The sequence below is a fragment of the Bifidobacterium psychraerophilum genome, assembly GCF_000741705.1.
GTDB classification, from domain to species: domain Bacteria; phylum Actinomycetota; class Actinomycetes; order Actinomycetales; family Bifidobacteriaceae; genus Bombiscardovia; species Bombiscardovia psychraerophila.
In genome coordinates, this window is sequence record NZ_JGZI01000007.1 from 159,017 (window position 1) to 173,526 (window position 14,510).

Genomic DNA, 14,510 nt, shown 5'->3' on the forward strand with positions numbered 1-14,510 from the left:
GATATGGCGAGCAATCATACGTCAAACGTTACACTCGTTGCGACCCGGTCTCAGCCGCAACAGATGAACCTCACAAGGGTTTTCACCTGCTCCGGCCTCCGCGATGAGTCAGCCTTTGACTCCCGACGATGCCACCGAATTCACGAACTGCTTCTGGAAGATCACGAAAACGAGGATGATCGGCACCGTTATCAGTGAGGAGTATGCCATGATCTGCCCCCAGGATGTCGTCATCTGCTTGAAATACTGGACGCCGACCATAACCGGACGAAGATTCTCCGATTGGACCACCATCAGCGGCCAGACATATTGGTTCCACATCGGCAGGAAGCTCAGGATCACCACGGTCGCGGTCGCGGGGCCGGAAAGCGGCATTACAATGCGCGAATAGATGCGGAACCATCCGGCGCCGTCGACACGGGCCGCCTCATCCAGGTCACGGGGTATCGACTCGAAGTACTGCATATACAGGTATACCGAGAAGGCGTTCGCGATGAAGGGAACGATCTGCACATGCAGGGTATCCACCCACCCCTGGGTGAAGTAGATGCCGAACTGGTCGAATGCGACGTTAGGGAGCTGGTTCACCCACCACAGCAGCGGAATCGCGTAGGTCTCAAAAGGAACCATCAAGGTCGCCAGGATGAACATGAAGATGATCTGCTTGCCCCTCACCCGCAGGCGGCTTATCGCAAAGGCCGCCATCGAGTTGATGATGACGCCCAGGACGACGGTCACCACGGTGATGATTACCGAATTCATCAGGAAGGTGGCGGCCGGTACACGTTCGAATACCTGCTCGTAGTTGTAGAAGGACATCTGCCCGACGGGCAGGAAGGCCTTCCACGAGCCGATATCGGACATGATCTGGTCGTCCGGTTTGAACGATGACACCACCATGAACAGCAGGGGGAATGCGAAGAGGCATGCGAAGAGGATGCGCACGATCCATCCGCCCAAACCCACATGCCCGTTCCTGGCTTGGCGTTTTCCTCTGCTGCGCACATCATGCTTGGTCACATCGGCAATGGCATGAGTTGAATCCGTCATATCGATCTCTTTCTCAAAAGCTCAGGTACTGTTATTTCTCACGCGTCAGATAGCGCAGAATTCCAGTGATAACCATGATGATGATGAAGTACACCAAGGTGATCGCGGAGGCGTAGCCGGTTTCCTGCTGTTGGAATCCGGAGCGGATGGCTTCGTAGACGACCGTCGTCGTCGAATCCCTGGGACCGCCCGAAGTCATGACGTTCACCTGGGTGAACACGCTGGTCGCAGCGATGGTGATGGTGATCAGGATCATGTTGCGCGTGTTGATCAGGCATGGCCAGGTCACGTTCTTGAACTGCTCCCAAGGAGAGCAGCCGTCCAGCTCCGAAGCCTCGTACAACTCCTCCGGCACGGTCTGCAGACCCGACAACCAGATCAGCATATGGTTGCCGACAGCCTGCCAGATCGACATGAAGATGATCGCACCCAAGGCCGTTTTGGGATTGTTGAGCCAATCCACACCGTGGAAATGGCCGAAGGTGATCTTCTCGATCACCACATTGAGCATGCCGTCGTTCTGGTAGATGAACAGCCAGAGCAGCGAGACGACGACCATCGAGGTGACGACCGGCAGAAAGTACACGGTCCGGAAGAACACCGAACTTCTGACCTTCTTATTGACCAGTACGGCAAGCAGCAGGCCCAGACCCGCCTGAAGCGGCACCACCGCCACGGTGAAGATCGTCACATTCCTCAATGCGGCCCAGAAGGTCGGATCCGAGAACATCCTCGTGAAATTGTCGACTCCGATGAAGCGCATGGGCACAGGTGAGACCGAACGCGAATTCGTGAAGGCCAGCACGAAGGAGAGCACGACAGGAATCGCCACGAACAGCAGCAGGAGCAGCGATGCCGGGGCCAGCATGGCCCAACCGACACGGCTTTCGTTTCGTAGCTCACCGCTGCCATGTTTGGCGGTATGAGTCTTCCCCGTCCGCACGGTGTTCACACCGGCATGTCCACTGCCGCCGACGCTGCTGCTGCCACTTGCGATATTCATGCTTGAGGTGCTCATGATTGGTCCTTGTCCTCGGCGGTGGCATCGGTGCTCGCCTGGTATCCGTCGGCACCCTTGATGTTGCCGTCGATATGGTTGACCGCCTTATCGAGGGAGGCCTGGATGTCGGCGCCGTTGATGATGTCGTTCATGGTTTTGGCGAATTCCACGGAGATGAAACTGTACGCGGGCGTCTCGGGACGCATCTTCACATTACGTTTCGAGATCTCCACAAAGATCTCCATCACCCCGCCTGCGGAGAATTCTGGAACCATCTCGCGCGCGGCCTGGCTGGCGGGAATATTCATCCCGGCCTTGGAGATCGGAGCCATGTACTTGTCCTGCAGGGAGAAGCGAATGTAGTCCTGCGCGGCGGCTTTGTTGGCGCAGGTCTTGGAGAGGGCGATCTCCCATGACCCACCTGGGCTGATCGAGCCCTGCCCGAAATCAGTCATGGGCATGGCTACGATATCGTCGATATCCTTCGCGTACTTCTGGAATGTGGACCAGACCCACATGCCGCCATAGAGCAGTCCTGATTTGTTATTGGCGAAATCCAGTCCGGTATCCGAAGCGCCTTTGGTGGTGATGTAGCCCTGCTGCACCAGATTGCGCATCCACTGGGAGAATTCCACGGCTTTCTTGCCGTTGAGCTCGCCGTCCGCGCTCTGGTAACCATTCCGATTGATCAGATCGCCGCCGAAGGATTGCAGGATCGGGCCGAATCCATAGGCGTACCATTCGCTGGTGGTGTCCGCCGTCCCCATTTCGAAGGGATAGCGCCACTCGCCGCTGTCTTTGAGTTTGGCGAGCGCGTCCTCCATCTCGGATTTGCTCCAGGGCCGGTCGATGGTAGCCACGCGAATGCCGAGTTTCTTCAGAACCGAGCGTCTGGCGAATAGGCCCACCGTCGCATCGTAATTACTGAATCCATAGACCTTGCCGTTCCACTTTCCCGATGACGAGGGCAGCAGCTGATCGCCTCTGGCCAGTAGCTGTTTCTCGGTGAAGGGTGTGATGATGTTCGCCCAGGCCCAGTACGGGACGTTCGGCTGATCCACATCGACCACACAAGGCAATGAGCCCCCGGTGGCCGCAGAGATCACGGATGTGTTGTATGAGGCCTGCGGGAAGGTTTCCAGCTTGATGGTGGCCTTTTTGTCGGGGCTGGCGTTGTAGTCCTTGACGATCTGCTTGACGACCGCCAGTTCCCCATCGTTCCCGGCCAGATGGGACCATACGGTTATCTCATCCGCATTCGCGCTGGCCGCCGCGCGTGCGGCCTCCCCACAGCCCGACATCGCCACGATGCCGAGTATGACCAGGCCGGTTGCCGCTCGTACCAGCATCGGCCGTTTCCTTGATGATGACATGGCGCCTACCTTTCTCCCTCGTATCTCTGCTGTTTCATAAGCTCTGCTTCTCTTATCGCATATCCGTCGTTCAGTGACGCGCCTGATCGACCAGAGGTGCCATCTCCCTGGCGACCCTATCGAAATCGATGGTGTTGGCTTTGCGCAGCACCGCGATCTCATCCTCGCCGAGATTGCAGTCGTACCCTCCGCAGATTCCTCCGCAGATGGCGCCCAGGGTATCCGTATCACCGCCTATGCCTGCGCATGTGCGCACGCATTGCCGGGTGTTGCCCCGGTAGCGATAGACCATCGAGATCGCGGCAGGAACCGTTTGGATGGTGTCCAGGCCCGTTCCCAGGAAGTAATACAGTTCATTCCTGAACTCTTCTTCGTCAGGGATCCCGGCGATGCCGCGACCGTATTCGATTCGCTTGAGAATATCCGGCGTTGGGAGTTTGTTCCCATAGCGCGACGCGATCGAGGCGCTTCGCGCGATGACGTCGTAGTATTCATCCCAATCGACATCGTCATTGGCGAAGAGATAGCTGACCGCTGCGGCGACCACGGATGCCCCCTGAATCGCGATCTGCGTATTGTGCGTGGGCAGGCATATGGCGGATACATTGCTCACCAGTCGCTCCATATCGTCGCAGCTGGAGATCAGACCGATCGGGGCGATCTTCATGGCCGCGCCGTTCGTGGTTCCCCAGATCCCAGATTCGCTCAGCGGAGTGCCATTCTTGATCTCCTCCACCGCGCGTTTGGTGCTCGGCCCCGCGACGACGGCGCTTTTCTCGTCATGATCGAGCCAGTCAATCAGATATCTGACAAAGATCTCCGCTTCGACCTTCCCGCCGCTCTCGATGAGCATGTCGCACAGGAATACGGCGTTTTCCGTATCATCCGTGACGGTTCCCGCATCCAGATGGCGGATGAAGGTGCCCAGATCGTCAGGGCTCGGCTCGAAAGTCGTGATTTCGCCATATCGCTTTTCGATCTGCTCCTTCGTGAGGTTCTCGGTCGGCATCCCCATCGCATCACCGTAGGCGATGGACAGCAACGTATCGAGCACGCGATCTGCGGTTGTTTTCATATGCGATCTCCTTGCATGTGTTCGGAAAGGAAGGTCTCCGCTTCCTCCCTGGTTGGAGAAGACAGGGCTCCATATTCCATACAGGTCAACGCGGCGCATGCCGAGGCGAAACGCAATGATGATTCGAGGGGCTGATCGCGCAGCAGATGTTCGGTCATCAGTGCCCCGATGAAGGAATCGCCGGCTCCTGTGGTGTCCTTCGCTGCGATGCTGAAGGCGGGGATATCGTAGCGAGAACCGAGCTCATCCACGGCGGTAACCCCTCTGCCGCCTTTCGTCAGCACGATCAGGCCACTGAAGAATCCACGGATGAAATCGATCTGCTCATCAGTCTGGTAACTGCCCGAAAATGGTCCGATGCCCTCCTGGCAGGGGGCGAACACATCGACGTGATTCAAGAATTCAATGAGGAAATCCCTGTCCACGCCTTTGGAGAGCACCGTTGCGAAATCCTCCTGCATGTTGAACACCACAAGCTTGCCTTGTTCCTTCGCACGAATTGCGGCGGTAAGCGACAACCGCGCCGGGTTCAGATCCAGATACACAATAGATGCCTCATCGATCAGCTGAAGCGACGCCTCGGCTTCCTCGACGGCAGGAAGGCTTTTACCGCCGTCCGAATCGAGCACCAATGCCTTTTCGCCGTTTTCATCGACGTAGATCAGACAATGCGGGGCCTGATAACCTCCGCTTTGCCGGATGACCCCGCGGGTGTCCACACCAAGTTCCTGCAGGCTTGAGATGATGAGGTCGCTGTCGGCATCCTGGGCGACTTTCGAAATCGTCGCGCTTCGGGCACCGAGCCGTTGGGCCTGGACGAGGACGTTCGTCCCGCTGCCGCCCAGCATCCGCCGGGTTGAAAGCACTGTGCAAAAGCCATCGCGAATGGGCAGATGATCTACGACCTTGATGGTGTCGAGAGCGCTTCCTCCCAATCCGAGAATATCCATAGTTCCCCCTCATGGCACCGGTGCTTCCTTGCAGAACCGAATGCTTCTGATCTTCGCTGACCAACCTTTCGCAGTCGAGACTATCGTGTCAAGAACGTGATGTCAAACGATTGACGTTTCCCTAGACCGACAGTCTCCTCCCTCATGCGAAACGCGCGAATTCACGCATTTCCCCAAAAAAGAAACCATGTGGTAACTTAATTGCGTCACAACGTTGTGAAACAAGGAGGATTCTTATGTCCGAACAACACACGCCCACACCCATCCCCGATCCGGATGCCCTGGTCCATGCCATACCTGCCGACCAATCGCTGCCGGTGCAGGAGGAGACCGCCGAGGTGGCGGCGAGCAATTTCTCTGCGGATTCGTCGCCCTTCAACGACTTCGGCGAACGTCGCTTCGTCAACAAACTCAGCTGGTTCGGCCCGCTGAACCTCGTCACCATCCTCGCCTTCACCATTCCGACAGCAGCCGCCGCGTCACTGTTCTCATTCATGTATACGGTCGTGCTGCCGGAGTCCGCAGCGAACACCGCCATCGGGTTGACGAATGTTTCAGGCGCCATGACCGGGGCCGTCTTCGCAGTCCTCATCGGATTCCTCTCCGATAGGACGCGCAGCCGCCTGGGAAGGAGGAATCCCTGGATACTCACCGGCACGGCGCTGTCGGCCCTCGGTCTGCTTGGATTGGGCGCGGTCAGCTACTCCGCGGTCTGGGCCGTCATCATCTTCTTCTGCCTCTTCCAGGCGGGGCTCAACATGTTCTATGCCGCATACACCGCACTGCTGCCTGATCGCGTGCATTCATCACTGCTCGGCCGCGCATCCGCATATTCGGGTTTCGGCAGCCTGGCAGGCACGGCGCTCGGCTCGATACTCACGCAGCTGCTGGTCAGCGTCTTCGGCGCAGAGAACCTGAAAGACGGCTTCTATACACTGCCCTGGCTGATGATCATCATTTCGATCGTCATCGTCATCGTGCTACCCGGTGCTGATATGCGCAAGAAGAAAGCCGTTGAGGGACAGGGTGACATCGGTGAGGAGGCCAAGTCCAAGTTCCGCATCCCACGTGATCGCGATTTCTGGCTTGCGTATTTCGGCCGCTTCTCGATAGTCCTCGGCATCATGCTCATTCTGCAGACCGCGACCCAGATATTGCGCTACCACTACGGTCTCACGGTTGCACAGGCGGCCGGAGTCGGCGCTATTGCGGGTCTGCTGATGGCCGGTGCCGGTGCCGTCTCCTCACTGCTCGCCGGTTTCATCTCCGACAAGATCGGCAAGCGCAAGCCCCTGATCGCCGTCACCGTCGGACTGTTCATCATCGGCACCCTGCTGCTGATCTTCAGCAAAAACATCACCATGTACTATGCCTATACGGTTTTCGCGGCGCTCTCCTACGGCAGTTTCCAGGCCATCGACCAAGCGCTGATGGTTGAGGTGCTTCCCGACAAGGAACATGTCGCGCAGGATATGGGCATGCTCGGCACCACGAACACCCTGACCGGAGTCGTGGCCGGAGGCCTCGGCGCCCTGCTCATCGCGGTTCTCGGCTACGAGACGATGTTCCTGCTGGCGGCCGTCCTGGCATTCGTGGGAATCCTCATCTTCATCCCCATCCGTCGCGTCAAGTAGGGGATACCCTTGTCTTCCATCGACTCCAAGGGTGCACATGCGGCGCCCACGCTCAAGCCCATCCCGTTGTTCGGGCCGGATCTGAGTGCAGGCACCGCAAGAGGCGTCGCCATTCACTGTTCATGCGGCACCCTTACGGGGGCCGTAACAGAGCATTATGCCCATGCGGAACACCTCTCGGTATTCATCCCCGGGTTCACCGGTTCAAAAGAGGATTTCCTCGGGTTCTTTCCCGGTCTGCTGGGCTCAGGCTCCCAAGGCAGAGCCTATGCCGCTTACAGCCAGAGGGGACAGGCCGATTCAGCCGCCCCGCAGGAGACGGAATCATATGCGCTTGCAGACTTTGTGAGCGACGGAATCGAGGCGCTGCTCCAATTCGGAGCGGACGCACGCCCGGTGGATCTCGTCGGACACAGCTTCGGGGGCGTGGTCGCACGTCGAATCGCCATCGCCCGACCGGAGCTCATCCGCTCGCTGACGCTGATTTCAAGCGGCGCCAAATCCCTGCAGGAAAGGCCCGAGCAGAAGGCGGGAATCGAAGCCCTGCGGAGGTACGGCACCTCTCTCCTCTTCCAGGCCGCCTATCCGGATCTACCCGACGAGCGGCAAGCCGACCCCTATACCGAAATGTACCGCCTGCGCGCGCACGCCAGTTCCTTGGCCGGTATCCTCGGCATCTCGGCACTCCTCAAGGACTATCCGGATGCCAGCGACGCATTGTCCGCACTCGGCCTCCCCATCGCCATCATGTATGGCAGTGAGGATGACGTGTGGCCTCAGGAACTCTACCGTTGGGAGGCCGATCGGCTGGCAGTCACACCGCTGATCATCCCGGGTGCAGGCCACAGTGCCCAGCTGGACCGACCAATAGCCCTGAGCCGGGCCCTGCAGCGCTTTTGGGAGCTGGGGTAGACCCTGATCATCAGTACGGTTCACCGCCGTGGAATCGTCGTCAACATTGCAGAAAGGAACATCGACCATGAATGTCGGTATCAATGACACCCCTCACCGGGCCCTGCCGTCAGGATTCCTCTTCGGAGCGGCAACCTCGCCCCATCAGACCGAAGGCGGCAACATCCACAGCGATTGGTGGCAACTTGAGCACGCCGAAGACTCATCGATGCGCGAGCAGTCGGGCATGGCCTGCGACTCCTATCACCGCTGGCAGGAGGATATGGATCTGCTGGCGGCATCCGGCCTTAATGCCTACCGTTTCGGCATCGAATGGTCTCGCATAGAACCCGAGGAAGGCAAGTTCGACGAATCCGCGATACGCCATTACGCGGATATGGTCAGCACCGCGCACCGGCTCGGCATACGTCCTTTCGTCACGCTCCACCACTTCACCTCACCTGAATGGTTCAGCGACAAAGGCGGCTGGGCCTCGAAGGACTGCGTGCAGTCCTTCCTCTCCTATGTGGACGCGATCCTGCCGATACTCAGACTCGGGGTCTCGGGAATCGTCACCATCAACGAGCCGAATATGGTCGCGATCATGGGCCGTATCCGCGCCGGGGAGGTCAGCTTCTCCGATCTCGAACCGGGTGTGCTTCCGGAACCGGATGCGGGAATCACCGCCAATCTCATCGAATCGCATCTGAGGGCCGTGGCATTCCTGCACCAGGAGCTGCCCGGCACTCCCGTGGGCTGGAGCGTGGCCAACCAATGCGTTGAATATCTGGACGGCGGTGAGGCGAGGGCCGTCGAATACTCCCGAACCGTCGAGGAGCAGTTCATCCTCCCGGCCCGCAGCGATGATTTCATCGGCATCCAGTCCTATACCCGCACCGTTTTCGGCGAGGGAGGCAGAAAAGTCGAAGCCGACCCCGGCGATCTGACCTCGAATGGCTGGGAATATTATCCCCAGGCGGTGGCGGGTGCGCTCAGGCTCACGCACCAGATGGCTCCGCAGACACCACTCATCGTGACGGAGAACGGCATTTCGACCAAGGATGACGCTCTGCGTATCCGCTACACCGAAACAGCCTTGAGCTGCATCGCGGATCTGCTCGACGATGGCCTGCCTATTCGCGGCTACTTCCACTGGTCCCTGCTGGACAACTACGAGTGGGGTAGCTGGGAGCCGACCTTCGGCCTTATCGCGGTCGATAGGCATAGCGGGCATTACGAGCGGACACCCAAACCCTCGCTCGCCTGGCTGGGCGGCTGGGCGTCCAAGGGCTGCCTGCCGAAGGTCCGGAAGAACTGAGGCACACGGTCACGCATCGCACAGCCGGCAGGCAATAACACGACAACATGTATATGAATGCAGCAAGGAATGGAAGCATGCACGAACTTTCACTGGAACAACAAGCATCACTGAGCTCAGGTGCCAGCACCTGGACCAGCCAGCCCGCAGGAGACATCGAATCGATGCATATGAGCGACGGCCCTCATGGACTGCGGTACCAAGGGAGCGAAGGGGATTCGCTCGGACTGGGAAGCAGCACCCCGGCCACCTGCTTCCCCACCGCCTCGGGCATGGCATCCACATGGGATCGGAATATGATCTTCGCCGTCGGCAAGGCCCTTGGGGAAGAAGCCCGCATGCTCAACGTCAGCATGCTGCTTGGACCGGGGCTCAACATCAGACGCTCCGCGCTGGGGGGACGCAACTTCGAGTATGCCTCGGAGGACCCGTTCCTCTCGGGTTCGTACGGTTCCGCTTTCGTCAAAGGCGTCCAGTCCCAAGGGGTGAGCGCGGTACCGAAACACTTCGCCGTCAACAACCAGGAGACGGACAGATTCCGCATCAGCGCACAGGTCGATGAACGGAGCCTGCGGGAAATATATCTCACCGCCTTCGAGATGACGGTCAAACAGGCGCGACCGTGGGCACTGATGTGCTCCTACAACAAGGTGAACGGCGTATATGCCAGCGAGAATCGCGAACTCCTCACCGACATCCTCCGTGAGGAGTGGGGATTCGATGGCGTTGTCGTATCCGATTGGGGTGCTGTGGTGAACAGGGTCGCGGCGCTCAACGCCGGGCTGGATATAGAGATGCCGCCCTCCAACACCGACGATCAGATCGTGCACGCCGTCGAATCCGGCGACTGTTCGCGGGAGACGCTCGACACACTGGTGTCCCGCGTCGCCACCCTGGCCGAGCGAAGCAAACCGTCGCGATCAGGCGATATGCAGTCGCTGGAATCCTGCGCACAGGAGCATGACGCAATCGCGCGCGAAGCCGCTCAGGAGTCCGTGGTCATGTTGAAGAATGACGGCATCCTCCCCTTGGACCCGAGTGGAGAGGGAGTCATCGGCGTCATCGGCGAACTGGCCCGTACGCCACGGTATCAGGGAGGCGGATCATCGCATGTGACACCTATCCTGCTGCACAATCTCCTTGATGAGCTCGGCAAGGCGATGCCGCAGCGCAGGCTGGACTTCGCGCCCGCTTATTCCCTACAGGCCGGCGACCATAGCACCAGGGACGATCTCATCGCCGAGGCGGTGTCTGTCGCTGAACGGTCATCCGCGGTCATCGTCAATGTCGGCTATGCGCAGTCCGATGAATCCGAGGGCTCCGACAAACACGACATCGAATTGGGCGACGACCAGCAGGCGGTGCTCCGGGCCGTACAAGGCACCGGCACTCCGATCATCCTCGTGATCTATGGTGGCGGGGTGATCAGACTCGGTCAATGGGCACAATCCTCAAGCGCGATTGTGGAGGCCTGGCTCCCTGGTCAGGCCGGAGGTGCGGCCCTGGCCGACATCCTCACCGGCAAGGTGTCTCCCAGCGGAAAACTGACCGAGAGCATCCCCCTACGTCTGGAAGACACTCCCAGCTACCTGCATTTCCCCGGCTCCAACGGCGTGGTCTGCTACGGCGAAGGCCTCTACGTCGGATACCGTTACTACGACACGGCCAATGTCGACGTCGCCTATCCTTTCGGATTCGGACTGAGCTACACCACATTCGAATATTCGAATCTGAAGGTCGAGCCGCGCGGCGCCTGCGAAGCCGATGTGCATTTCACAGTGAGCAACACGGGCCGCCGCAAGGGGGCCGCCGTACCCCAGATATACGTCCGGAACGGTATGCCCGACCGCCCGAAGCATGAGCTCAAAGGTTTTGACCGCATCGACCTTGAAGCCGGCGAAAGCCATGACGTGACCATCCATCTGGATCAACGGGCATTCTCCGTCTGGGATACCCGCGACCATCGCTGGCGTGCGTACGAAGGAAACTACACCGTGGAGCTGGCCACCTCAAGCAGAACCATCGTGGACGAAAGCACCATCACCATCGCAGGGGACGGTTCCGTTCCCCCCTTGGAGGATATGTCGACCATCGAGGAGTGGATGGCGAGTCCGTACGGGGCGGCAGTGCTCTCCCCCCTGGTGAATCGAATCCACGATTCCGTCCCGGACCCGTCTCCTGAAATGACCGCGATGTTCAATCAGATGCCGCTGATCAAGCTCGCCTCATGGAATATCGGTCTGGATACGGCGGCAGTCGAGAGGATGGTCGCCAAGGCGAATGCGCTCAGATCGGCGCAGCAGGGCTGAGGGCCATGCGACACGGCAGGTCCCCAGCCACGGAGTGGCGTCGCTTAACCCTGGCGCTCGAGCTTTGCCAGCGCTTCCGGCAAGGCGACTGCGAATCGACGCGCGATGAGGTCGATCCCCTGCTGGTTCGGATGCAGATTATCATCCAGGTATCCGGTGTCTTCCTCACCCAGCAGGGATCTGCCGTCGATCAGGCCGATCTTCGGATCCGCACGCTTCGCGAGCGCCTCTTCGACCAGTACCCTAGTGCGGGAAAGCGTCAACGCCCCCTCGTCATAGTCGACGTGCCTGCCTACGACGTTGAAGACACCGTCCGCCCCACAGATCACCGGCCCCGGGGTATTCTCCTGCATCGGACACGAGCATGCCGTTATCATGATCAGCGGGGTATCCGGCTGGCCTTCGCGTATGGTGTCAAGGAAGCCATGCAGGGCCGGGACGAAGGCCCGTTCACGCATGGAATCGGCGTTGACGAGGTTGATTCCCACCGCGCAGCTGATGAAGTCGGCAGGCTCATTGGCGATGGCGCGCGCGAGACATTGGTCGAGTTGTGCGTTACCGGACAGGGAAAAGTCCCTGGTGCGCAGGTCAAGCTCTCGGGCGACCTGGGACATCCATCGGTCGGCAGGGTTGACGGACTGGCCGCTGTGGCTGATGGAGCTGCCGTAATGCGTCCATCGGCGTCTCGATTCAGGCCCATGCCAGGGCAGCACATCCTCATCGGAGTCGATGCCGATGATTTCCGCAAGGCATGTATGCGAAAGAGTGAGCGTGAAATTCCCGTCGTCGCTCTGGGCAGGGTCGAGATCGATCCGCATCGGCTTTCCCGGTCGCAGCTCCAGGGTGCGGGATACCAGATCCGGTACCGCCCTGCCCAGATCCTGCATGGCGATATCCCGTCTGACCTGCCTGCCATCGACGACGCTGTTCAGCGACATCCATTGGGGCGCATCATCGAGTGTGTATCCGGTCAGGTACACCGTGCATGGTGCCGTGATGGACACACCGACATGGGTGCCTACCGGGCAGAACTCATTCCAGACAAACCACGGATCCGGAATCTGCGTGCGCAGCCTTTCGGCGATACGATGCGGCATGACTCCCCCAAGGGGCCCCGGTACCGAGTCGGCAACATTGTCAAGAAACCCTATGGTCTCATTTCCCGTATATCGCATTGCGATCCTCCCCTGGCGGATGCAGCTCGTCATCGACCCCGCACCCGCATCATGTGGCATGACATACATTCGGCGTCCTCCATCAGGAAGCCGTCGAGGAACCAGACCCATACTAGACACACCAAGAGCAAGGACAAGCCATGAACAGTGAAATGACCGTGTTGAAGATGTCCGACGATTTTGGATCGGCGGCATATGAACGTTTTCTGGATCTGTGTGCCTCGCGGGGATGCGATTCCTCACCCTTGGGCGACGGACGGGAGTTGCGGATCAGACGTGTGGATCAGGAGACCCGAGGCTCTTCGCCGCATCTGGATGACGGCATCCACCCGCAGCATGCACACACCGATGAAAGTTACACAATCACCGGCGAGGAGGAAGCTCAGACACTCGAGATCCTCGCCAGCACCGAAAACGGCGTGTTCAGGGCATTATGCGCGATCGCCATGAATCCCGGCCCCGCTTCGGGACTGATCGGCACGCACATCCCCGTATACCCCTGGCGGGCGTTGTCGCTCGATGTCGCGCGATACCAGGCATCACCGTCCGAGATCGAAAGCGTAATCGATCTGGCGGCGTTGCAGGGTCTTTCCGCTCTGCACCTGCATCTGAGCGACCACCAATCCTGGCGGGTACCGGTCGAAGGCTTCGAAGCGCTGTCCGAAGGCGGTGCCTTCTCATGGGCCGATCTGGAAGAGCTTGGCGAATATGCCCGCCGCCGGTACATCACCATCATCCCCGAAATCGACATGCCGGGTCATTGCGCGTCACTGTTGCGGACATATCCCGAGCTGTCCGGGCGGAGCTCCTTTGCACACCCCTTCGTCTCATACATCGATGTGCATCAGCAACGCTCACGCCGCTTTCTTGAATCCTGCGTGGACAGCTTGGCGCGAATCGCCACAGGACCATACATCCACATCGGCGGTGATGAGGTGCTGGGCATGCCGGAGCAGGATTACGACAAAGCCATCACCATCATGGGGGATCATGCCCATCATCGTGGGTGCAAAGTCATGGCGTGGCAGGAAGCATGCAGAGCCACTTTCACCGCCGATGCCTATCAGTACTGGATGGCCGATGAGGACATTCCCAGTGAGGAGAGCCTGCTGAAGGAGTGGCCGGACGAATTCGCATCCGTCGCCCATCAGGCCGCGGTCATGTATGCACAGTGTCGTGATGATCTGGAGCGCATACGCAGCAAGGGTGCGGCGCTTATCGATTCACGCCAGTCCTACCTGTATCTGGATCGCAGATATGCGGAGAGAAGCGGCCGCGAAGGGCAGAACATCCGCCTGCGGTCACTGGGCTTCCCCGGCTATGAAGCGAAGGATTCGATGGAAGTGCTGCAATGGTCCCCTCTTGAACGGAGCGAAGTCGCGCAGGGAGGCATCGCCGGCCACACGGACGGTATCGAGGCGGCATTATGGACGGAGACCGTGCGCTCACTGAGTGATATGACCATGCTGCTGCTGCCCCGACTGTCTATGGTGTCGAGCCTGTCTTGGCGGACAACACCGCTGCGTCATTCGGATGCACCGGGGACGTCGAAGCGGGAGCAGGTACTCACCAGGATCCGCCGTCAACTCGCGAACAGCGCAGGCGCATGGGAACGTTTCGGATATGACGACTATTACCGCTCATCATCCGTGTTCGACGGCTCCGCAGCGCCGCGGACGGCAAGGCCAGCAGTGGATAAGTAGGGCACCCGCATGCTGATTGTGCGTCAGGGAGA

Annotated in this window: 11 protein-coding genes; 5 read left to right on the forward strand and 6 right to left on the reverse strand. The window is 59.4% G+C overall.

All coding sequences use genetic code 11. The features are described 5' to 3' along the window. Nucleotides 1-108: 108 nt before the first annotated feature. From BPSY_RS02250 to BPSY_RS02270, 5 genes are all read right to left on the reverse strand, one after another. Nucleotides 109-1,050 carry a carbohydrate ABC transporter permease gene (locus BPSY_RS02250; RefSeq protein WP_081884116.1) on the reverse strand — a complete coding sequence of 314 codons (942 nt, stop codon included), beginning with the start codon at nucleotides 1,048-1,050 and terminating at the stop codon, nucleotides 109-111. 31 nt (nucleotides 1,051-1,081) lie between these two features. After that, nucleotides 1,082-2,068: a carbohydrate ABC transporter permease gene (locus tag BPSY_RS02255; protein ID WP_238556777.1), complete on the reverse strand. Its 987-nt coding sequence runs from the start codon at nucleotides 2,066-2,068 to the stop codon at nucleotides 1,082-1,084. Beyond that, the gene (locus BPSY_RS02260; protein WP_081884118.1) at nucleotides 2,065-3,423 is read right to left on the reverse strand and encodes a sugar ABC transporter substrate-binding protein; all 1,359 of its coding nucleotides are present in this window, start codon (nucleotides 3,421-3,423) and stop codon (nucleotides 2,065-2,067) included. Before BPSY_RS02260 ends, BPSY_RS02255 begins: the two co-directional genes overlap by 4 nt. Before the next feature lie 70 nt (nucleotides 3,424-3,493). Beyond that, nucleotides 3,494-4,498: an ADP-ribosylglycohydrolase family protein gene (locus BPSY_RS02265; RefSeq protein ID WP_033495689.1), complete on the reverse strand. Its 1,005-nt coding sequence runs from the start codon at nucleotides 4,496-4,498 to the stop codon at nucleotides 3,494-3,496. Beyond that, nucleotides 4,495-5,448, reverse strand: a complete 954-nt coding sequence (locus BPSY_RS02270) for a carbohydrate kinase family protein (protein ID WP_033495692.1) — start codon at nucleotides 5,446-5,448, stop codon at nucleotides 4,495-4,497. Before BPSY_RS02270 ends, BPSY_RS02265 begins: the two co-directional genes overlap by 4 nt. Before the next feature lie 236 nt (nucleotides 5,449-5,684). Here BPSY_RS02270 and BPSY_RS02275 point away from each other — a divergent pair, with 236 nt between their 5' ends. The 4 genes from BPSY_RS02275 (at nucleotide 5,685) to BPSY_RS02290 (ending at nucleotide 11,600) form a co-directional block, all read left to right on the forward strand. Further along, nucleotides 5,685-7,082 (forward strand): MFS transporter, encoded by a 1,398-nt coding sequence (locus BPSY_RS02275; protein ID WP_033495694.1) that lies wholly within the window; start codon nucleotides 5,685-5,687, stop codon nucleotides 7,080-7,082. 9 nt (nucleotides 7,083-7,091) lie between these two features. Further along, nucleotides 7,092-7,994, forward strand: a complete 903-nt coding sequence (locus tag BPSY_RS02280) for an alpha/beta fold hydrolase (RefSeq protein ID WP_051921489.1) — start codon at nucleotides 7,092-7,094, stop codon at nucleotides 7,992-7,994. 67 nt (nucleotides 7,995-8,061) lie between these two features. Next, nucleotides 8,062-9,291, forward strand: a complete 1,230-nt coding sequence (locus tag BPSY_RS02285) for a glycoside hydrolase family 1 protein (protein WP_033495696.1) — start codon at nucleotides 8,062-8,064, stop codon at nucleotides 9,289-9,291. Between the two features lie 77 nt (nucleotides 9,292-9,368). Then, a complete protein-coding gene (locus BPSY_RS02290; RefSeq protein ID WP_033495829.1) occupies nucleotides 9,369-11,600 on the forward strand; it encodes a glycoside hydrolase family 3 C-terminal domain-containing protein in 2,232 nt (743 codons plus the stop codon). A gap of 44 nt (nucleotides 11,601-11,644) precedes the next feature. Here the strand turns inward: BPSY_RS02290 and BPSY_RS10930 are convergent, their stop codons facing one another. After that, a complete protein-coding gene (locus BPSY_RS10930) occupies nucleotides 11,645-12,775 on the reverse strand; it encodes a GDSL-type esterase/lipase family protein (RefSeq protein ID WP_157809772.1) in 1,131 nt (376 codons plus the stop codon). 140 nt (nucleotides 12,776-12,915) lie between these two features. Between BPSY_RS10930 and BPSY_RS02300 the strand changes: the two genes are divergently transcribed. After that, entirely contained in the window at nucleotides 12,916-14,478 is a 1,563-nt protein-coding gene (locus tag BPSY_RS02300; RefSeq protein ID WP_033495698.1) for a family 20 glycosylhydrolase, read from the forward strand. Nucleotides 14,479-14,510 lie beyond the last annotated feature (32 nt).

What these genes read in the sequence shown, in the direction of transcription:
- BPSY_RS02250 (WP_081884116.1), bottom strand. Translation starts at nt 1,050, where the DNA reads ATGACGGATTCAACTCATGCCATTGCCGATGTGACCAAGCATGATGTG.
- BPSY_RS02255 (WP_238556777.1), bottom strand. Translation starts at nt 2,068, where the DNA reads ATGAGCACCTCAAGCATGAATATCGCAAGTGGCAGCAGCAGCGTCGGC.
- BPSY_RS02260 (WP_081884118.1), bottom strand. Translation starts at nt 3,423, where the DNA reads ATGTCATCATCAAGGAAACGGCCGATGCTGGTACGAGCGGCAACCGGC.
- BPSY_RS02265 (WP_033495689.1), bottom strand. Translation starts at nt 4,498, where the DNA reads ATGAAAACAACCGCAGATCGCGTGCTCGATACGTTGCTGTCCATCGCC.
- BPSY_RS02270 (WP_033495692.1), bottom strand. Translation starts at nt 5,448, where the DNA reads ATGGATATTCTCGGATTGGGAGGAAGCGCTCTCGACACCATCAAGGTC.
- BPSY_RS02275 (WP_033495694.1), top strand. Translation starts at nt 5,685, where the DNA reads ATGTCCGAACAACACACGCCCACACCCATCCCCGATCCGGATGCCCTG.
- BPSY_RS02285 (WP_033495696.1), top strand. Translation starts at nt 8,062, where the DNA reads ATGAATGTCGGTATCAATGACACCCCTCACCGGGCCCTGCCGTCAGGA.
- BPSY_RS02290 (WP_033495829.1), top strand. Translation starts at nt 9,369, where the DNA reads ATGCACGAACTTTCACTGGAACAACAAGCATCACTGAGCTCAGGTGCC.
- BPSY_RS10930 (WP_157809772.1), bottom strand. Translation starts at nt 12,775, where the DNA reads ATGCGATATACGGGAAATGAGACCATAGGGTTTCTTGACAATGTTGCC.
- BPSY_RS02300 (WP_033495698.1), top strand. Translation starts at nt 12,916, where the DNA reads ATGAACAGTGAAATGACCGTGTTGAAGATGTCCGACGATTTTGGATCG.